The organism is Lacrimispora sphenoides JCM 1415, from assembly GCF_900105615.1.
In the GTDB taxonomy this organism is placed as follows: Bacteria; Bacillota; Clostridia; order Lachnospirales; family Lachnospiraceae; genus Lacrimispora; species Lacrimispora sphenoides.
Genome location: NZ_LT630003.1, coordinates 3,283,287 through 3,303,896 on the forward strand (window position 1 = coordinate 3,283,287; position 20,610 = coordinate 3,303,896).

The 20,610-nt window shown below is 45.6% G+C and carries 17 protein-coding genes; 8 read left to right on the forward strand and 9 right to left on the reverse strand.

Features of this window, described 5'->3' with window-relative positions; translation table 11 throughout:
* Positions 1–24 precede the first annotated feature (24 nt).
* The 3 genes from BMX69_RS24160 to BMX69_RS14855 all read right to left on the reverse strand — a co-directional run bounded on the left by BMX69_RS24160 (position 25) and on the right by BMX69_RS14855 (position 5,598).
* Positions 25–168, reverse strand: coding sequence for a hypothetical protein (locus tag BMX69_RS24160; RefSeq protein ID WP_157724421.1), 144 nt, complete (start codon positions 166–168; stop codon positions 25–27).
* Positions 169–602: 434 nt separating this feature from the next.
* Positions 603–2,720 carry a penicillin-binding transpeptidase domain-containing protein gene (locus BMX69_RS14850; RefSeq protein WP_100042771.1) on the reverse strand — a complete coding sequence of 706 codons (2,118 nt, stop codon included), beginning with the start codon at positions 2,718–2,720 and terminating at the stop codon, positions 603–605.
* A 13-nt stretch (positions 2,721–2,733) separates the two neighbouring features.
* Positions 2,734–5,598, reverse strand: a complete 2,865-nt coding sequence (locus BMX69_RS14855; RefSeq protein WP_100042772.1) for a penicillin-binding transpeptidase domain-containing protein — start codon at positions 5,596–5,598, stop codon at positions 2,734–2,736.
* Positions 5,599–5,896: 298 nt separating this feature from the next.
* Between BMX69_RS14855 and BMX69_RS14860 the strand changes: the two genes are divergently transcribed.
* The 5 genes from BMX69_RS14860 (at position 5,897) to BMX69_RS14880 (ending at position 9,841) form a co-directional block, all read left to right on the forward strand.
* Positions 5,897–6,430, forward strand: a complete 534-nt coding sequence (locus BMX69_RS14860) for a hypothetical protein (protein ID WP_100042773.1) — start codon at positions 5,897–5,899, stop codon at positions 6,428–6,430.
* A gap of 107 nt (positions 6,431–6,537) precedes the next feature.
* A complete protein-coding gene (locus tag BMX69_RS14865; RefSeq protein WP_025234729.1) occupies positions 6,538–6,957 on the forward strand; it encodes a metal-dependent transcriptional regulator in 420 nt (139 codons plus the stop codon).
* A 72-nt stretch (positions 6,958–7,029) separates the two neighbouring features.
* Positions 7,030–8,226 carry an NADP-dependent isocitrate dehydrogenase gene (locus BMX69_RS14870; protein ID WP_100042774.1) on the forward strand — a complete coding sequence of 399 codons (1,197 nt, stop codon included), beginning with the start codon at positions 7,030–7,032 and terminating at the stop codon, positions 8,224–8,226.
* Between the two features lie 87 nt (positions 8,227–8,313).
* Positions 8,314–8,862 (forward strand): GNAT family N-acetyltransferase, encoded by a 549-nt coding sequence (locus tag BMX69_RS14875; protein WP_025234731.1) that lies wholly within the window; start codon positions 8,314–8,316, stop codon positions 8,860–8,862.
* 100 nt (positions 8,863–8,962) lie between these two features.
* Positions 8,963–9,841 (forward strand): LysR family transcriptional regulator, encoded by an 879-nt coding sequence (locus BMX69_RS14880; protein ID WP_100042775.1) that lies wholly within the window; start codon positions 8,963–8,965, stop codon positions 9,839–9,841.
* Between the two features lie 35 nt (positions 9,842–9,876).
* On the opposite strand, the gene BMX69_RS14885 is transcribed toward BMX69_RS14880, so the two are convergent.
* Complete coding sequence (locus tag BMX69_RS14885; protein ID WP_160117916.1) at positions 9,877–10,764, reverse strand: LysR family transcriptional regulator; 888 nt, start codon at positions 10,762–10,764, stop codon at positions 9,877–9,879.
* 242 nt (positions 10,765–11,006) lie between these two features.
* On the opposite strand from BMX69_RS14885, the gene BMX69_RS14890 reads away from it, so the two are divergent.
* From BMX69_RS14890 to apgM, 3 genes are read left to right on the forward strand one after another with little or no spacing between them, the layout of a single operon-like run.
* On the forward strand, positions 11,007–12,494 hold the full coding sequence (locus BMX69_RS14890; RefSeq protein ID WP_092243705.1) for an SLC13 family permease: 1,488 nt from the start codon (positions 11,007–11,009) through the stop codon (positions 12,492–12,494).
* Between the two features lie 18 nt (positions 12,495–12,512).
* Positions 12,513–13,250 (forward strand): hypothetical protein, encoded by a 738-nt coding sequence (locus tag BMX69_RS14895; protein ID WP_054791139.1) that lies wholly within the window; start codon positions 12,513–12,515, stop codon positions 13,248–13,250.
* 24 nt (positions 13,251–13,274) lie between these two features.
* Positions 13,275–14,528 (forward strand): 2,3-bisphosphoglycerate-independent phosphoglycerate mutase, encoded by a 1,254-nt coding sequence (gene apgM / locus BMX69_RS14900; RefSeq protein ID WP_100042777.1) that lies wholly within the window; start codon positions 13,275–13,277, stop codon positions 14,526–14,528.
* A gap of 65 nt (positions 14,529–14,593) precedes the next feature.
* Here apgM and BMX69_RS14905 read toward each other — a convergent pair whose 3' ends face one another.
* From BMX69_RS14905 to aspS, 5 genes are all read right to left on the reverse strand, one after another.
* Positions 14,594–15,880 carry an aspartate aminotransferase type Ic gene (locus BMX69_RS14905; protein WP_025234737.1) on the reverse strand — a complete coding sequence of 429 codons (1,287 nt, stop codon included), beginning with the start codon at positions 15,878–15,880 and terminating at the stop codon, positions 14,594–14,596.
* A gap of 31 nt (positions 15,881–15,911) precedes the next feature.
* Positions 15,912–17,345, reverse strand: a complete 1,434-nt coding sequence (gene gatB / locus BMX69_RS14910) for an Asp-tRNA(Asn)/Glu-tRNA(Gln) amidotransferase subunit GatB (RefSeq protein ID WP_100042778.1) — start codon at positions 17,343–17,345, stop codon at positions 15,912–15,914.
* On the reverse strand, positions 17,346–18,851 hold the full coding sequence (gatA, locus tag BMX69_RS14915; protein ID WP_100042779.1) for an Asp-tRNA(Asn)/Glu-tRNA(Gln) amidotransferase subunit GatA: 1,506 nt from the start codon (positions 18,849–18,851) through the stop codon (positions 17,346–17,348).
* A 13-nt stretch (positions 18,852–18,864) separates the two neighbouring features.
* On the reverse strand, positions 18,865–19,158 hold the full coding sequence (gene gatC, locus BMX69_RS14920) for an Asp-tRNA(Asn)/Glu-tRNA(Gln) amidotransferase subunit GatC (RefSeq protein WP_054791148.1): 294 nt from the start codon (positions 19,156–19,158) through the stop codon (positions 18,865–18,867).
* A 100-nt stretch (positions 19,159–19,258) separates the two neighbouring features.
* Positions 19,259–20,590 carry an aspartate--tRNA(Asn) ligase gene (gene aspS, locus BMX69_RS14925; protein WP_054791138.1) on the reverse strand — a complete coding sequence of 444 codons (1,332 nt, stop codon included), beginning with the start codon at positions 20,588–20,590 and terminating at the stop codon, positions 19,259–19,261.
* Positions 20,591–20,610 lie beyond the last annotated feature (20 nt).

A 20,610-nucleotide genomic window follows, 5' to 3' on the forward strand; every position in this document is an offset into this window, starting at 1 on the left:
TAAATTTTTATCATTACCTATTGATTATTTGCTGTGTATTAAATCACTATTTAACTTAGTAATCTTCTCATCAATAATAACATTATCATTGACAAAATCCTGTCTTACCGGTTTATCCGATGCTTCCCACATATTTAATCCTAATGATGTTTTATTTGTACTTGACATATTATTTCTCCTTTTTTAATTTGAATTTTTTTTCTTTGATTTCTTTAGCTATTTTACCGCTAATCACGTTAACTCTGATCATTAAACTGTTTCAAACATTGCCACGAACCAATCTCTGATCTTACGTTATTCTTCTTACTTTTTCGAACACATGTTCTATTTTGCCGACATCTGGATTATAATACCATCGAATCCAGTTGTCAATACCTTTTTCGAACATATGTTCTATTGTTATAAATTTAAGATTACATTTCCTCCCCAACCTGACAGAAAAACTGCATAAACATACACAAAAAAATCCCTAATTTTGTTCTTAGGGATTTTTTGTGTATATCTATGCATAATTTCTTAATATCATATTTATAATAAAAACGTTTTTTAATTAAAGAAAAGAAATAGCATATTAAATTCAAACCATATCGGCAGCCCTCTATTTACTGCCCCCCTGGAATATAAGACTTCATTATAGCTTTGTCCTTTCTCACCACATACCCACTCCCTCCCCGGTCCTTCACATCTTCCGTCATACTGACAAGAAGAATAGGAGTTTCCAGATTTGGATCTGTTGTATAAATAGCAAACCAGCCAAGCTCCGTACCCGTTCTATCGTCTTTTGATGCCTTAATCTCAGCCGTTCCCGTCTTTCCCGCAAGCTCAATATCATTTCGGTAAGCCGCATGCCCGGTCCCGTGTTCGGAACTGATCACCTTGCCGAGAGCAGTCTGAATCCTGTCTGCAATCTCCGGGGAACTAGCACCCGGCAGCCAGACTTCCGGCTTTGGTTCCGCTTTGTACTGTAGATACGGCTTTATGACGTTTCCATGATTGGCAAACATGGTATAAAGCGACGCCAAGTGTATGGGATTCACTAACATCTGACCCTGTCCGTATCCGCTGTCAGCCAGCTGAACCTCTGTTTCGATCCGTTCCGTATTGGAGTATTGAGACTTTGTTACAGAAATATCAAAAGGAATCTCCTGATTAAATCCCAGCTTATCAAGACCGGACATGAAATCATCATAACCGATTTTTAAGGCAGCCTTTGCAAAATAAATGTTATCCGAATAAATAAATGCATTTTCCAGTATCGCTGGGCTGTAATCATGAAGGGTGGTGACATAGTAATTCCCCCAGCTTTCATCCTTTCTCCAGCTTAACCCTTCTCTACCAAAATCCTCGTTAGGATCAATCGCTCCGGTGGTAAGCCCGATAGCACCGGTTATGGGCTTAAAGGAAGATCCCGGAGCAAATCTCTGGCGGAACCGGTTGAACATGGGCTTTCTTTCGTCTTCATTTAAAGAAGCCCATTTTTCTTCAGACATTCCAAGGATAAAATCATTGTCATCGTAGGATGGCGTGCTGACAAGGGCCAGCACTTCGCCGGTAAAAGGATTCATGGCGACCGTACAGCTCTTATCCTCTTTGAATGCTTGATAAATCTCATCCTGAAGGTTACTGTCAATGGTCAGGGTGATATCCTTTCCATCTACCCTCGGCTTTGCAGCCAGGGTTTTCTTAACGGTCCCGCCGGAGTCAGTAATGGTAATTGTCCGTCCATTGGTTCCTTTCAGTTCCTTCTCAAACAAGGCCTCCATCCCGTTCCTTCCAATCACGCTGTCCGAAAGATAATCCTCACCCGGATGCTTTTCTAGATCCTCAGCTGTCACATTCTGGACATATCCCACCAGATGGGCTCCACTCTCTCCCAACGGGTAATAGCGTACTTCCGTGTCTGTGATCAAGACTCCTGGAACAGCCAGAAGTTCATCCTGGAATTCCTTATTTTTAACATTGTCCTCCCGGGGCTCCATGGAATTCAAATTTAATTCATCTACTTTTTTAATGGTCTTCAGCGGTACAAAAGAATCTTCTTTCACCCATTTGGCTGATAGTTTCTTCCCGATTGCATCCGCAGATATCCCAAGAAGGTTCTCAAGGGTCTCCAGATTTCCGGCAGAATCCTCACTCATTTTTCCGGGAACCAGGCCTACGGAAGAAGCGGTACCTTTTCCTGCCAGAAGCAGTCCGTTCCTATCAAAAACACTTCCTCTCTTTGCCTTGTCTGTTGATACTCTCACCTTATCGGAACGACCCAGCTCCGGAAAGATCACACTGTCGTCCCACGCCATCTGATAGCCTTTTTTCTTTTCCTTCCGGAACTTTACCTGATTGCTGAAATTTATTTCTCCTGCTATACTGTCAAGGCTCATATTGTAGCTGACCGCCGCTACCCCGTCTTTTTCCACTACCTGACCGATCTGGGCGGTTATTCCGGAAGCCTCGATTCCCTCGTAGATATTTTTATGCCTTGTGATAAAATCCTCTTCACTGATATTTAAATGACTCTGATCATCTAACATCCGATACATATCCGTATAGTCTGCCTTAGAAAGGCATTCCACATATTCCAGAAACAACTCATCAGGCTTTTTCCTTGACGCTTCGATTTTCTCCTGAATCCAAAAGAACAGAGCAGCCCCTGCCAAACCGGTCAGCAAAATACCAAGTGTGCAAACAGTACTGAATAAAAATCTCCTTTTCCTATGCCTCATCGCATACCTCCTGTTAATCCGTCCGCAGATTATTGGAAACGCCGGAAGCAGTCCCGGTAAGGATATCAGCGGGATCTTCCAGATGAAAGTAATAGTTGAATATCTCTTTTCCTACCCCGACCACATTGCCGGAACTGTAGCCGTTGGCGACCCGCACAGTTACGGCTATCTGCGGGTCCTCAAACGGAGCATATCCTATGAAAAGCCCGTGGTTTGGCCGGCTTTTGGATTCCTCTGCCGTTCCGGTCTTTCCGGCTGCATTCACTTTTAAGTCTTTTAAGGTTGCATTGGTTTTTGCCAGTTCATTCATACCCTTTGCCACGTCATTCCATATGTAGTCCGGAATTGAAACATTGGACTGAAGCACAGGCGTAAAGGACTGGATCGTATTGCCATCTGAATCTGTCACTTTATAAATCAGGGAAAGGTCATAGCTATTCCCATGGTTAGCTAGTGTTGAGGTATAACGCGCAATCTGTGTCGTCGTATAGTTATGGGTTCCCTGTCCAATGGAAGAAGGTATGGCAAACCGATCCGTTACATGAGGTTCCGCTTCCCCGATTTCAATGCCTGTTTTTTTATCCAGGTCAAGCAAGCCGGCATATTCCCGAAGCTTATTGAGTCCTTTCTCTTCCGAAAACAACCCATCCTCGACCGTTCCCAGCCGGTATGTGATTTCGGACAGATAAACATTACAGGAATTTTTAAGGGCATCAGCACTGGAGAGAATCGGACCGTGTCCTGACCGTTTCCAGCAGCGCAGAGGAGGCTCTATCTTATCAAATACGCCGGTACATACGATACTGGTATCTGTACTGATGGCCCCTTCATTCAATCCTGCAATTACCGTTACCGGCTTAAAGGTGGAACCAGGAGCCGTCAGCTGGCTGGTAGCCCGGTTAAACAGGGGCAGGGATAAATCTGCTGCAAGCCTCTGATAGTATTCCGTATCCATCTGATTTGCCAGCCGGTTATTATCATAGCCCGGGTAGCTTACGCAGGCGAGCACCTGTCCGTCCTTGGGGCTAACCACTACAGCCGATCCGGAACAGGGGTTTAACGCCAGCTGGGCCGGGGTAATCTCCAGATTTTTTATTTTCTTACGTATAAACTGCCAGGCATTCAGCTGCCCATTGGTAAGAAGGGCATAATCCGGGTCCTCTTTTGATAGGATTCCCTGATCATAAAGGAGTTTTTCTACATCCTCCCCAGTTAAAGTACCTTCTGTTAACATTGTCTGAAATATCAGTAAATCAAAACCGGAATCTTTCTTTAAACTGTCCAGGATCATTTCTTCCGTCAGGCGTCTGCTGTTTTCAAGTGTCATATATTTTTCAGAGGATTCCACCTGGCCTAAATCAATCCAGCCATTTGCAATACAATCGGAAAGATACTGGCGGAAACTTTTTTCCTTCCGGTCCCAATCCCCGCTTTTATCCGAAAGTATTTTTTTCTTCTTTACTACATCCAGAAGATAATCATAATAACCTTTCACCTCACCGCTTAAAGAGTCATACCCGGAGTCTGAAACATCAAAGGAATCAGAAAACTCCCTAAAAACCTGCTCTTTCTTATTTGTAAACCTTTCATAGACAGCCTTCTCAAGATCCGTTGCATCCGCTTCCTGCAGCCGTCCGGTATCAATGACATGATTCTTTATTAATGCAAAATACACTTCATCCGATGAAATCCGGATCTGGGAGGCGTCGGCTGCTTTTGGCATGTCCGCCCTTTTGCTCTCTGACATGTTGGCAAGGAGGATTCCGGCAATCTGCTGTTCCAGCATCTGATAAACCGCATTCTGTAAATCCTTGTCAATGGTTAAGTAAATATCGTTTCCAGACTGGGGTACCCTGGTAATTTCGGGATCCGATTTCCGGTTTCCTACAACGTCCGTATAAAACTGTTCCATGCCATCCTGGCCACGAAGCCGGTCTTCCATCGATTTCTCAATTCCGCCTTTTCCTATCGTGGACTGGTTCGTGTACACGGTACCTTCCCGATTCCCTGCTTCCAGTTCATCGGCGGAAATAGGTCCGGTATACCCCAATATGGATGAAAGGCTTTCTCCTCCGTCGTAAACACGGATGCTGCCTTCCTGGATATCCGCCCCAGGCAGGCTGCGTTTCATTTCCAACACCGCCACCATCGCTTCCTCCGAAACATCTGATGCGACCAGATATGGAAGGTACTTTCTGTATGAATTTAAGGAAAGGCCGTAACGGATGTTTGCTATCTGCAAAATATCCTTAGCAGTAAGGGTATGAGGCAGTCCGTATTGATCCTGTTCTTCCTCTGTGTAAGCATCCTCAATCAGGAACTTTTCCTTGCCGCATAATTTTTTCATGAGTTCTTCTGCTGTTACAGATTTTTGTTCTTCCGTCAGCTCATCTACCGTACTTTTTCCATAAAAATCGGCTTTGAAACGGCTGAGCTTCCACCCTTCTTCTGTATACCCATAGTTTCCCTGTTCGTCCACAGATATAGGCAAAACTGTATTCAGCTTGTTCTCATCCTGAACCAGGCGGATCAGCTGATAGGCAATTCCGTTCAAGGACCGCTGACGTTCTTTGTTGGATCTGTAATTCTGGGAGTCTTCCAGGGTTATATCATAGGAAAGCCGGTTTGAAGCCAGTAAATTCCCATTCCTGTCATAGATGTTTCCCCGGCTTCCGGCTAGTCTCTGAGTCTTCATTATGGAACTCATAAATTCTTCCTGATTAGCTGCCCCCTCCAGGATCTGAAGACGGTACAGCCGTGAAATAAGAGCCAGAAACAGAAATCCGAATAAAACACCCAGGATTGCCAGCCTTGGAATCCGGTCCAGTAATTGAAGTCCGGAAAGATTCTCTTTTTTCCATAATTTATGATTGCGCAAAATAGTTCTCCTTTAATCTTACACTTGTAAGACTTCATTATACACGGATTTGGTTCTGATGTAAACTTTTTTTTATAAAATCACATCTGATAATTTATCAGGAAACATCTCAAGGTCCGCTCCTTAATCCGTACATGCTTTAATAAGCGAAGCAACATGGATACTATGCAGTTTCGATACAATTATCATAGAATTGTATTGAGAATTTTTAAGTATTTTGTTAGAATTTAATTGATAAATAATCTAAATGGATTAAATCCACAGACATCTTATTAAAGTTTAAAATGGGGGTAGAATCATGAAAAAAGTGAAACTTTTATTTGCCGCAGCCGTTCTTTCTATTACAATGAGTTTTTCCGCGTTTGCCGGACAATGGAACCAGGATGCCAAAGGCTGGTGGTACCAAAATGATGATGGTACCTATCCGGTAAGCAGTTGGCAATGGATTGATGGAAATTCAGACGGCGTATCAGAATGCTATTATTTCAATGAAAGCGGCTATTGCCTGACCGATACCACGACTCCCGACGGAAAAACGGTGGATGCTAACGGAGCATTGGTCATATCCGGCACAGTACAGATAAAAACCGCCGCCAATTCTCCGACAAACACCACAGCGTCAAACAGTAATACAGAAACTGCCCCGCAGCCGGCCCGGGATACCTCTCAAAGTACTGCTGTAAGCAATAATAAGGAAAGAATGGTATGGGTGTCAAGAACCGGCACAAAATATCATTCAAATCCAAACTGCAGTAATATGAAAGGCCCAGCTCACATGACACAATCAGATGCAGAAGCCCTGGGCAGAACTCCCTGTTCAAAATGCTATTAGGCTAGCGTGAAACGAATCATCCCTCCTTTTACCCTCCCCACTCATAGATCTCCCTATGTGAGAATAAATATAAGTAATATTCAAAGGTTAAAAGAAAGGATCGAACCATGGCCCAAACCGATAATTTCTATACCCTGAAGGGTTACTCCCTCTTGGAGCATACGCAAATCACTTCCTCCATGGAAGATTATCTGGAAATGATATGCAGGATTCATCGTGACGGCCAGCCTGTCCGCATCAAGGAGCTGGCGGAATGCCTGCATGTAAAGCCTTCTTCCGCATCAAAAATGGTGGGAAATTTAAGGAAACAGGGACTGGTATGCTTTGAGAAATACGGCACCGTATCCCTGACAGAGGACGGCTTAGAGCTGGGAGAATATTTATTATTCCGCCATGAGGTCCTCCACCGTTTTTTCTGCTACATCAATCAAAATTCTGATGAGTTAGAGCAGGTGGAAAAGGTGGAACATTTCATCGAGCCGAAAACTGTGTATAATATTGAAAAATGGCTGGATAAGTTTACATAGAAACGCTTGTGTGATTTTATAATTCATCGTATACTATAGCATAACACGAACATTTCTAAGGAGGACAAACACATGGATAAGATTAAGATGACAACCCCTATCGTCGAAATGGATGGCGATGAAATGACCAGGATTCTCTGGCAGATGATCAAAGACCACCTTCTGCTGCCATATATTGATTTAAATACAGAATACTACGACCTGGGCCTGGAATACCGTGACAAGACAAACGACCAGGTGACCATTGACTCCGCCAATGCCACCAAAAAATATAAGGTCGCTGTCAAGTGTGCCACCATCACTCCCAACGCAGACCGTGTAAAGGAATATAGCCTAAAAGAGATGTGGAAAAGTCCAAACGGCACCATTCGGGCAATCTTAGACGGAACCGTGTTCCGCGCTCCCATTGTTGTAAAGGGAATCGAACCATGTGTGATGAACTGGAAAAAACCTATTACCATAGCAAGGCATGCTTACGGTGATGTTTATAAAGGATCTGAAATGAAGATCCCCGGAACCGGTAAAGTAGAACTTGTCTATACCGCAGAGGATGGAAGCGAAACACGGGAGCTGGTCCATTCCTTTAACGGTCCTGGAATCGTACAGGGAATGCACAACTTAAACGATTCCATTGAAAGCTTTGCAAGAAGCTGTTTTAATTACGCTCTTGACACCCGTCAGGATGTATGGTTTGCCACCAAGGATACCATTTCAAAGAAATACGACCATACCTTCAAGGATATTTTCCAGGATATCTTTGAGGCTGATTACGAGGACAAATTTAAAGAGGCCGGCATCACCTATTTCTACACCCTGATCGATGATGCAGTCGCCCGCGTCATGAAATCAGAAGGGGGCTATATCTGGGCCTGCAAAAACTATGACGGCGATGTAATGAGCGATATGATATCATCTGCTTTCGGATCTCTGGCTATGATGACCTCTGTCCTGGTATCTCCGGATGGGGATTATGAATACGAGGCCGCCCACGGAACCGTACAGCGCCATTACTACAAGCACTTAAAGGGGGAGGAAACCTCCACGAACTCCGTTGCCACCATCTTTGCATGGACCGGTGCACTGAGAAAGCGGGGAGAACTGGATGGAAACGCAGAACTGGCCGCATTTGCTGATAAACTGGAGCAGGCGACCATTGATACCATCGAAGCCGGTGAAATGACAAAAGATCTGGCACTCATTACTACCATTCCTAATCCAACAACTTTAAACAGTGAGGAATTTATAAAGGCCATTGCAAAACGGCTGTAAAGATACCTGGTTCCAAATAAACTAAGACAGAAAAAGAAAGCCGCAAAATCAGCTGCTTTCTTTTTCCTTTCAGGAGGTAATTCAATTATGGAATACAAACCAAAAGAAGTCCTGTTAAAAAACGGGACCCCATGCCTCTTAAAAAGTCCCGGCCCTGGTGACGCAGCCGCTATCTTAAGACTCATGAGCCAGACTTCAGAGGAGACCAGGTATATGTCCCGGTACGCAGATGAGATCAACATTTCTCTCCACCATGAACAGGATTTTCTTTCTTCCCTCCTTAAAAGCCAGAAGGATTTGATGATCTGCGCCGTAGTTAACGGGAAGATTATTGCAAATGCCGGAATCAACCCCATTGCATTATTTGACCGTTATGCCCACCGGGCCACCTTTGGCATCTCCATATGCAAGCCATACTGGGGGCTTGGGATCGGTTCCCATCTCCTTGGAGCCATCATAAGGGGAGCTCGGGAAATGGGCTATGAGCAGTTGGAGCTGGAAGTGGTAAGTGAAAATGAACGGGGTCTGGCTCTTTATAAAAAGTACGGTTTTGAGATTTACGGCACCAGGGAGTATTGCTTTAAATACCGGGATGGAAGTTATGCGGCCGCCCATCTGATGATGGTGAGGCTTTAAATATTTTTGACATTTTTTTCTAAATCTCTGTTCATACCATTATCAAAATGATATAATGAAGATTGTTATATAACATCTTGGTAATGGAAGGATCCCTGATATGAACTTAAGACATCTTACTATCTTTAAAACGGTGTGTGAAGAAGGCAGCATCACCGGAGCGGCCAAAGCGCTGTCCATGACCCAGCCTGCCATCTCTCACGCCATCAACGAACTGGAAGAATCCGTCGGTTCTCCTCTGTTTAACCGTGTGTCCCGAAGAGTGGTCATCAATGAAAACGGAAAATTTTATTTGTCTAAGGTCATTCCTCTCCTGGAATTGTATCAGGATCTGGAAAACTACTCCGGCTCCCTGCATCTGCAGGCTCCTTTACGGATCGGCTCCTGTGTAACCCTTGCCAGCTACTTACTTCCCAAAGTGGTATCCCGCTTTACCCTGACAAACCCAGATACCCAGCTAAAGGTGACCGTTAACAATTCTCTTGAAGTCACAAGTAAGCTTTTAAAAAACGAATTGGATATCGGTCTGATCGAGGGTGTTATAGCGGATGAACAGTTGGAGAAGATTCCTTTTTCCTCCTATCCTATGGCAGTTATCTGCGCTCCCGGCCATCCTTTTGCAGAACGCCTTGCACAGCCGGTGGCTCTGGACCGGCTTATGGAAGAGCCCCTGCTTTTGAGAGAACAGGGCTGTACCATCCGGGATACCTTTGACTGTGCCCTGGCATTAAACAATTTATCGGCCGAGCCGCAATGGGTAAGCACCAACTCGGATGTGATCCTGCAGGCGGTGAAGGAAAATATCGGAATCGGCATTGTTCCCAGGATTTTAGCCGATGAGTCTATAAAAAGAGGGGAAGTCACTGAAATAGAGGTGAAAAACTTGGATATCAGCTGTATGAATCATGTGGTGTTTCATAAAGACAAATTTCAGACAGAAGCATTCCAGGCATTTATCAACCTGGTGCTGTTCGAATAGAAGGCGCTCCATAGGGGATTTCCCTCTATGGAGCATCATATATAATTCTTCACAAAATCCAGAAACACTTCATCAGGAAGTGATAATGGCTGATCCTTATGATACAGCGCATATATTTTTCTGGTAAGATTTATGGGATCCTTAAGCTTTAATTCTTTTATTACTCCGTATTTACGTTCTGTCTCAATAGCAAGGACCGATAATATGCCGATTCCCTTATTATCTACCACGCATTTTTTTACCGCTTCAATGTTTCCAATGGCCTGGATGTTCCTCTTCGGGAAATTTAGGCTTCCAGCTGATTCTAAGTATTTCACAATGGATGAACGGTGATTGGTGGTCATTAGGGTTTCTCCTACCAGATCTTCCAGCGTAACCTCATCTTTCCGGCATAATGGATTTTCTACGGATGCAAAAAAAACCAGCGGATCGTCCATCAGCTCCTCATACAGCAGTGACTCTCTTTGCGGTGGGAAAGGCTGGCTCACAAAACCCAGAGGAAAAACCTTGGCTTCAATATCCTCAAAAACATTCTGAGTGTATTCTACGTGGTTTACCACGGTCACAGACGGATATTTGGCGGAAAAGGCATGAATGATCGGCGGAAAGATATAAGTTCCGGGCGTACCGGAGCATGCGAAGCGTATTTCCCTGTTTTTCAGATTCTGGGAGGCGTATATCTCCTTTTCCGCCCCTCTCATGGTTTCCATGACCGTCTCCACGTAAGGCAGAAGCAGCTTCCCTTCCTTTGTCAATCCTATCCTGTTATTATCCCTTTCAAATAATGTAGTATCAAAATGTTTTTCCAGGCTTTTCATGCGTATGGAAACAGCCGCCTGGGAGCAGAACATCTCTGAAGCAGTCTGGGTAAAACTATGGTTTCCGGCAACTTTTATAAAGGTTTCCAAGGTTTCCAGATTCATGATCATTCTCCTTAACGTCTTTTGCATAAAATATATTTATGGAGATTATAGCAAATTCACAAAATCATGTCAAATATTCTATTCTTAATAAACATTTTCCCCAACCCTATAAGATTAATTTATAAAGTCATGGAATTCTCCCCTAAGAACGAAATAAATATAAAAATCTATCGTTGTACTTTTCTTTACAAAAAAATTACACTTAGGCTACAATAAGATATTGTAAGAAAGGAGATGCTGCCATGAATGAAGCAAAAGCAACATTGTCAGCACCAGAAATCAAAGTAAAAAAAGTCAAAAGCCCTTTTGAACTGAAAATGCAATTCTTCGGGCTTCCGGCCGCACTGATTGTATTCGGCCTATTCTATTCCACCCCGGTCCCTGTAGGACTGTCCTATGCAGGAAAGATGGCTCTGGGGGTATTCTTAACTGCCCTTATTTTATGGGTCTCGGAAAGCATTCCTAATTACACGGTCTCCCTTCTTGTCATTGTGGCCCTTCCCATCCTTGGCGTCTGGGAAGAAGAAAAAGCCATGGGCGTGTTGGGCTATGAGGTTATCTGGCTGACATTTGCAGCCTTTATCATCGCCTCAGGCATGGAAAAAAGCGGCCTTGCTAAACGGCTTGCCTTAAATCTCATAACCAGGTTCGGAAAAAGCGCAAACAGCATTCTGCTTCTACTGATGGCAACCAACTTCCTGATTGCTTTTGTCGTACCCTCCACCACGGCCCGGGCGGCAATGATGTTTCCCATTGTTCTGCTGGTAATCGAAGCATTCGGAACTACTATGAACGACCCTAAGAATAATCTGGGAAAACTTCTTGCCTTACAGGGAATTCAGTCCAATAACCTGTCCACAGGAGCCATCGTAACCGCAACCAGCGCCCAGATCATGGCCATCGGCTTTATTAAGGATTTAACCGGGCAGAACATTTCATGGACCTACTGGTTCATTGCATCCGCCCCGGTCACCATACTCACATTGCTGGCATCATTTTTCATAGGAAAACTATTGTTTAAAATTCCTGCTTCCAATGCAAAGATTAACTTAAGCCTTCTGGAAGAGGAACGCAAAAATCTTGGTAAAATGAGTCTGGTGGAAAAGAAAGCATTGGTCATCTTTGGCATCACCATTGCCTTATGGGCCATTGATACCAGGCAGATTCATTTATTCGGATTCCAGCTCAGCCTTGTAATGGTAGCTATTTTATCAGCGGCATTATTCTTCATGCCCTATCTTGGCATACTGAAATGGAAAGAGGCCAAAATTTCCTGGAATCTTCTGATTTTCGCCTGCGGGGCTTATGCTGCAGGAGTGGCTTTGGATGAAACCGGTGTGGCTGCATGGGGGCTTAACGCTCTGTTCGCCCACTTAGGCATTGAGAATATGAGCTTTACTGTAATATTTGCTGTCATCATGCTGATCGCCAGCTTTAGCCACTTTATCTTCACCTCCAAGACAGTGCGGACCATTATTCTTATTCCCACAATCATCGGCATCGCCAATGCAACCGGGATCAATCCTGTTGCCCTGGCCCTTCCGGCTGCATTTTGCATTTCCGATACCATTACTTTGCCGCCTCACAGCAAAGTCAATTTAATCTATTACAATACCGGCTTTTTCAATGTCCTTGAACAAATGCTTTACGGCACACTGGTGCTGCTTGCCAAATGGGGCTTAATGATCATCGCCTCCCTGACCTGGTTCCGATTCATTGGACTGGTATAACAGAAAGGAAAAAACTATATGAACAGAATAAAAAAATTATCATATATCTCATGCCTCTGCCTGTTTGTCTCATTGGCGGCGGTACAGACCTCCTACGCAGGAGATGCCGGTAAAGTAGTATCCATGGAAGACCGGATAACGCCTGATGGGCAAGATGGAATCATTACCCAGACCATAAATGCCAAAACCAATGAATCCGGGGAAGTCATCTTTCCCATTTGGAAGGATGCTGCCATAGAATCCATGAAAGCTATCTCCGGTACTCTGACAGCAGATGAAGTTACTGAAAAAACAGATGGCGACCTGTCTTATTATCTGGCGGTGTTTGCTGAAAATGAAAAGGAGGTTTCCTTTCAGGTGGTTTTACGGGGAAAAGGATTTTACGCAGGAGAAGCTGCGGATTTGGGCGATACCTATCCCGGCAATGCAAAGGAACTCTCATTTAAGGCCAAAAACACCACCCCAATATCCATCGGTTCTTACCAGATGAAAATTGCCGTCCCAAAGGGAAAAGAGCTTCTTAATATCGTGGATTATTCCGATAAAAAGCCTTTCACCATCACCAGCGAGGACGGATATACGTTCGGAGGATTTGATTTCGGAAAGGTTTCCCCGGGAAAAGAATCAAAGCTTGCCATTAACGTGTTTGACAAGAAAAGCGGTTCCTCTGTTTTCCTATGGATCATCATTATCCTGCTGTCAGCCGGATTCATGTACCGCAATTTAGACCTGCTTAAAAAGCCGGTCAATGAATAAATCGAAAAAAGGATGAGTGATCATATGAGGAAAAGACAGGGAATACTGATTATTTCAGATGGGCTGGGAGACCGGCCAATAAAAGCGCTGGGCGGTTTAACCCCGTTAGAATATGCAAATACGCCAAACCTGGACCGCCTGGCAAGGGAAGGCTGCACAGGGAACGTCTATCCTATCGCCCCAGGGATACCCGTTGGCACCGATGTGGGCCATATGGAGATCTTTGGCTGCGATTCCGATAAGTACTACCCCGGCAGAGGCCCTCTGGAAGCTTTAAGCGGAGGAATCGAAATCCTGGAAGGAGATGTTGCCTTTCGGGGGAATTTTGGAACCATTGACGAGGAATATACAGTGATCGACCGGAGAGCCGGACGGATTCAGGAGGGGACCAGGGAACTTGCCGAAGCCTTATCCGGAATGAAGCTTAGAGACGGCACAACAGTTCTCGTGAAAGAGCTGACCCAGCACAGGGTCGCAGTGGTACTTCGAGGGAAGGGACTGTCTGCGGCTATTGTACCCACAGATGTAGGTACTGCAAACGAAGGAGCAAAGCTGGTAATCCCCTGTCCAGAGGATCCGGCCTGTAAAGAGGCTGCAAAAACTGCTGAAAACCTGTGGGAATTCACCAGGAATGCTATAGAGATCCTAAAAAACCATCCTGTCAACCAGGAACGGATCAGGAAGGGCCTGCTGCCGGCTAACGTAATCATAACCAGGGGGCCGGGGCAGCTAAGCACCATACCGAGTACGGCCCGGCAGCTGGGCATCCGCGCCCTCTGCATTGCAGGCGATATCACAGTAGGAGGGATCGCCCGGCTGGTTGGATTCGATTATTACATACAGGATTCCTTTACCGGGGGATTTCGCACAGACATCATGGGAAAAGCCAGGAAGGCTGTGGAATCGATAAAGGAAGGCTACGACTGGGTCATCGTCCATATAAAGGGCACCGATCTGGCAGGTCATGACAACCAGCCTCTGGAAAAGGTCCGGATCATAGAAGAGATCGACGGCATGGCAGGCTATATCATGGATCACATTAACGGAGAACAATGTTACATCGCTTTCACAGCAGACCATTCCACCCCCTGTGAAGCAAGAGACCATACAGGAGACGGTGTCCCCACCATTCTCTGGGGTTGGGACGTAAGACGGGATAAGACAGAAAAGGCGGGAGAAACCTTTTTTATGGAAGGAGCCTTACAAAGCCTTAAGGCAAGGGATATATTTACCATGCAAATGGACCTGATGGGCTTTACCAAAAAAAGAGGAGCCTGATCCAGAAAAATAAAAGAAAGCGCCGGAAAATGATGAAACTGCTGTTATTTTCCGGCGTTTTTGTTTTATGATTCCTTTAGAATCTTATCAATGCTTACGATCTTCACACAAAGGGCGAATAATTCCATCGCAAGGATCAGATCAGATAAGGGAGGATAAGAAGGCGCAATACGGATATTGTTATCCCTTGGATCTTTACCATATGGGTAAGTGGCTCCTGCTCCGGTCATGACGAGACCTGATTTCTTGCACCTTGCCACAATGGCCTTTGCACATCCGTCAAGAGAATCAAAGGAAATGAAATAGCCGCCTTTGGGACTGGTCCATTCTCCGATTCCAAGTCCGCCAAGCTCTCTTTCCAGGATCTGGTTCACTGCTTCGAATTTCGGTCTCATGATATCTGCATGCTTTCTCATATGCTCTACCATGCCGTGAATATCTCCAAAGAAGCGTACATGGCGCAGCTGGTTTACCTTATCATGGCCGATGGTCTGAATCTTTAACTGTTTCATTATGTCAACCAGGTTGTTCTGGCTGGCCGCGATGGTTGCGATACCGGAACCTGGGAAGCTGACTTTTGAAGTGGAGGCGAATTTATAAACCATATCCGGATTACCGGCTCTCTTGCACTCTGCAAGGATTTCAATGAGATGATCCTGGTCCCTGTCGTATAAATGATGAATGGTATACGCATTGTCCCAGTAGATACGGAAGTCTTTTGCAGCCGGTTTTAACCGGGCAAAACGGCGTACCGTATCATCGGAATAGGAAATTCCCTGAGGATTGGAATACTTCGGAACACACCAGATCCCTTTAATGGAGTCATCGTTTGCCACCAGCTCTTCCACCATATCCATATCCGGACCGGTTGGGGTCATGGGAACATTCACCATCTCAATCCCAAAGTATTCGGTTATGGAGAAATGTCTGTCGTATCCAGGAACAGGGCATAAGAATTTCACTTTATCCAGCTTGCTCCAGGGAGTACTTCCCATAACGCCGTGAGTCATGGAGCGTGAAACCGTATCATACATGACATTTAAGCTGGAGTTTCCGTAAATAATGATATGGTCAGGCGCAACCTCCATCATATCGGCAAGAAGCTCCTTTGCCTCCTTGATTCCGTCAAGCACCCCATAGTTACGGCAGTCGGTACCGTCATCACAGGTTAAATCGTCGTTGCTGCTCAATACATCCATCATTCCCATGGATATATCCAGCTGTTCTGTGCTGGGCTTTCCTCTGGACATATCAAGCCTTAAGTCCTTGCCCTGAAACTCCTTATACTGCACGTGAAGCTGTTTTCTCAGTTCCTGTAACTCTTCCTTTGTCATCTCAACATATGGCTTCATAGATTTCTTTTTCCTCCTCATATAGACTCCTTTAACCTAATAGTTCCTTAAGAATCCTGTTGACCGCTCCCGGATCGGCTTTTCCCTTCATAGACCGCATGGTCTGGCCTACCAAAAATCCAAAAGCTTTCTCTTTCCCACTATGATAATCCTCCACGGACTGTGGATTAGCGGAAACGATTCCCTCAATTACCCTGTGCAGCTCCTCTTCGTCATTTACTACCCTTAATCCTTTTTCTTCCACATACTGTTCCGGATCAATGTTTTCTGAGAAGATCTTTTCAAAGACTTCCTTGCCCACGGTACGGTTAATGGTACCATTATCTACTAAAAGAATTAATTTTGCAAGGTTTTCCGCGGAAAATGTCATTTTTTCAGGATCCGTGTCATGCTCTTTTAAAAGCCGCATGGCCTCTACCATCAGCCAGTTTGCAGCCTCTTTCGGCTTACCGCAGATTACGGTGACCGCTTCAAAAATATCTGCCATATGCTTAGAGCCGGTGATGATATCCGCATCATATTCAGAAAGCTTAAACTCCTCCTGATAGCGGGCCATCTTCTCGGTCCGAAGCTCCGGCTGTCTGGCCCTTATGCTCCTGATCCATTCATCACTTATGGCCACTGGAGGCAGATCCGGGTCCGGGAAATAACGGTAATCCCTGGCATCCTCTTTGGAGCGCATGGCATAGGAGGATTCCTTGTTGTCATCCCACCGCCTTGTTTCCTGAACCACCGGTTTCCCTTCTTCAAGCAATTCGATCTGGCGCTTCCGCTCTCCTTCAATGGCACGGGCAATGGCCTTAAAGGAGTTTAAATTTTTCATCTCCGTTCTGGTTCCCAGTTCGGAGGAACCGGCCTCACGGACAGATAAGTTCACATCGGCTCTCATGGAGCCTTCCTGAAGCTTACAGTCGGAGGCACCCAGATACTGAATGATGAGTCTCAGCTTTTCCAGATAGGCGATCACCTCATCCCCGCTTCTCATATCAGGTTCTGAAACGATTTCAATGAGGGGAACCCCGCTCCGGTTAAAATCTACCAGGGAACAATCCTCCCATTCGTCATGGATAAGCTTCCCAGCATCTTCTTCCATATGGATCTCATGGATTCCGATTTTTTTCTTTCCTGCAGGTGTGTCAATCTCCACGCAGCCATCGTGGCAGATGGGGAGATAAAGCTGGGATATCTGATAGTTCTGTGGATTATCGGGATAAAAGTAATTCTTCCGGTCAAACTTGCAGTACTGGTTGATCTGACAGTTTACCGCAAGGCCTACTGCAAGGGCATATTCCACTACCTGCTTATTAAGGACTGGAAGGGAACCGGGCATACCAGAGCATACCGGGCAGGTGTGGGTATTGGGTGCTCCGCCGAATTCCGTAGAGCAGGCACAGAAGATTTTCGTGTTTGTGGCAAGTTCCACATGGACCTCCAGTCCTATAACTGTCTCATACTGTTTGCTCATTTACCTCTCCTCCCTTCCCGCGGGTCTTATAATAGCATCTGCCGCCATAGGGGGCATCTCATAGCTTCTGCTCTGCTCAAAAGCAAAGCCTGCCCGGATGATGTCCTTTTCCTTAAAACAATCCCCAATAAACTGAACTCCAATGGGCAGTCCTTTAGAATCCTTGCCACAGGGAACCGTAAGACCTGGAAGTCCGGCAAGGTTTACGGAAATGGTATAGATATCGCCCAGATACATCTTTAAGGGGTCGCTTAAGCTCTCTCCAAGCTTTGGTGCCGTGGACGGGGAAGCAGGCCCTAAAATCACATCGTATTTTGAAAATGCCTCGTCAAATGCTTTCTTGATCAAAGCCTTTGTCTTTAATGCCTTCAGATAATAGGCGTCATAATAACCGGAGCTTAAGACAAAGGAACCAAGCATGATGCGCCGTTTTACCTCCGGGCCAAAGCCCTGGGAACGGCTCTTTTTATACATGCCGTGAAGTCCATTGTATTCTTTTGCACGATAGCCATATTTCACCCCGTCAAACCTGGATAAGTTGGAGCTGGCCTCTGCGGAAGCGATCACATAATATGCCGGAATCGCATATTCCACCATACCCAGATCAAAAGTCTCCAGAATAGCTCCTTTTTCCTCCAGGACTCCTGCGGCTTTTAAAACCGCCTCCTTTACCTCCGGATCAAGGCCTTCCCCCAGATAATCCGCCGGTATGCCGATCCTCATTCCCTTCACATCATCTCTTAAAGCCTCAGTAAAGTCACAGTCTTTCCGCTCCACGGATGTGCTGTCCTTTTCATCATGGGAAGCCAGAACCTCAAGAACCGCGGCGCAGTCCGTCACGTCCTTTGCAACAGGGCCGATCTGGTCTAAGGAAGACCCATAGGCAATCAGCCCGTACCTGGAAATGGTTCCGTAAGTAGGCTTTAACCCGGTAACTCCGCAAAAAGAAGCCGGCTGTCTTATGGAACCTCCTGTATCCGAGCCCAAGGCATAAAAGCATTCCGCCGCCGCTACTGCCGCACAGGAACCGCCGGAGGAACCGCCGGGAACGTGGTCCGGGTTCCATGGGTTTCTTGTAACTCCGTATGCCGAAGTTTCCGTGGTGCTTCCCATGGCAAACTCATCCATATTGGTTTTTCCAAGAATTACTGCTCCGGCCTTTTTTAAATTCTCCACTGCTGTGGCTGTATAAGCAGGAACGAAGTCCCAGAGGATTTTGGAGCTGCAGGTGGTCTTCATTCCATCGATGCAGATGTTATCCTTTACCGCTACCGGTACACCTGCCAGAGGACCGGTCAGTTCACCGGCTGCGATCTGCTTCTGCACCTCCTCTGCCTGTTTCAGTGCACGTTCTTCCTCTATGGTCACAAAGCTGTTAAGCACCGGCTCCATGGCCTTTATCTGACCCAGTACTGCTTTTACTGCTTCTACGGAAGTAACCTCTCCGTCTTTTATTTTTTTCCCCAACTGTACCGCCGTGAGGGATAATATTTCTTTCGCTGTCATACGAGTCTCCCCCCTATTCCACTGTTTTTGGCACCTTAAAGGCTCCATCCTTACTTTCCGGAGCATTTTTTAAGATGTTCTCTCTGTCGTCACCGTTTTCCACCACATCCTCACGGAAAATGTTGTGTACCGGGAATACATGGGACATGGGTTCCACGCCGTCGGTATTCAGTTCATTTAATTTATCAATATAATCCAGCATACGGCCCATATCATTCTTTGCAGCTTCCCTTTCTGTCTGGTCAAGTTCAAGCTGTGCCAGGATTCCTACATATTCGATTGTAGCATCATCGATCATGTGTGCCATCTTTTTCTTCCTCCTTTCATATTTCCAGCCCACGTTTTCTGGGCAGGACCCACCCATTTTCCCGGGCGTAAAGGGATACCCGCAGGGTGATTCCTCTTTATTATGGTTCCAGTCTCGTTACATCTCTTGGAAAAAGGGTGGTCTCCCTAATATTTCCTTCATCAAGAAGACGCATGGTAAGGCGCTCCAGACCGATTCCAAGGCCTCCGTGAGGCGGCATACCATATTGGAATATCATTAAATAGGAAGAAATATCCTCCGGATTCATGCCTCTGGCCTCCATTTTCTTGAGGATCGCTGCATAATCATGGATTCTCTGGCCACCGGTAGTCACTTCCAGTCCCTTAAATAACAAATCAAAGCTTAAGGTAAACTTAGGGTCTGCCGGATCGTCCATGGCATAGAAAGGACGCTTCTTTGACGGATAATGGGTAACAAATACAAAATCACTGCCATACTCTTCCTTAAAGTACCGGCCGATAAGCACTTCCTCCTCCGGTTCCAGATCATAGGGGTTTCTGATCTTGCGGTTGTATTTCCCCGAAACCAGCTCCTTTGCTTCTGCAAAACGGACTGTTGGGATACTAGTCACATCGGGGAGTGTGACCTTAAGCATCTTAAGCTCTGTTTCATATTCCTCGCATAGAAGTCCAAAGGTATACTGGAGCATGGCTGTCTCCATTTCCATGATCTCCTCAAAGCTGTCAATGTATCCCATTTCAAAGTCCATACTGGTATATTCATTTAAATGTCTTGTTGTATTATGCTTTTCCGCACGGAAGACGGGAGCGACCTCAAATACCCGGTCGTATACGCCTACCATGGTCTGCTTATAAAACTGGGGACTTTGACCCAGTTCTGCTTTTTTATTAAAATAATCCAGTTTAAATACGTTGGAGCCGCCTTCTGCTCCGCGGGCTACGATCTTTGGTGTACGGATCTCCGTAAAACCCTGGCTGTGAAGGAAGTCCCTGAAGCCTCTTACAATGCCTTCCTGAATACGGAACTTTGCCCTCTCCATGGGATTGCGAAGGGTAATGGGGCGCAGCGTCAGCTTTGTCTCAAGGGAAGTGTTTAATTTCCACTTGCTGATTGCCACAGGAAGGGCCTCTGCCGGCTGGGACAAACGTTCAATCTCCAAAAGGCGGATTTCAAACCCATGGGGAGCCCTCTCTTCCTTTGATACGATTCCAGTGACCCGGACCGTTGACTCTTCTTTTAAAAGACTTAAGTCAAAATCCGTTTTCCCTTCCTCGTACACACACTGTACCAGTCCTTCTGCTTTCCGAAGGATCACAAAAGCAACCTCTCCCATATCCCTTATGGTATGGACGCTTCCTTCCATTTTTACGGTCCGGCCTTCATAACCGCCGGATTTGATGCGGTCCACAGGGACCGTCTCCTTTTCTTTAACACCACTGATAAATTCCATATCTGCATTCTCCTTACCTG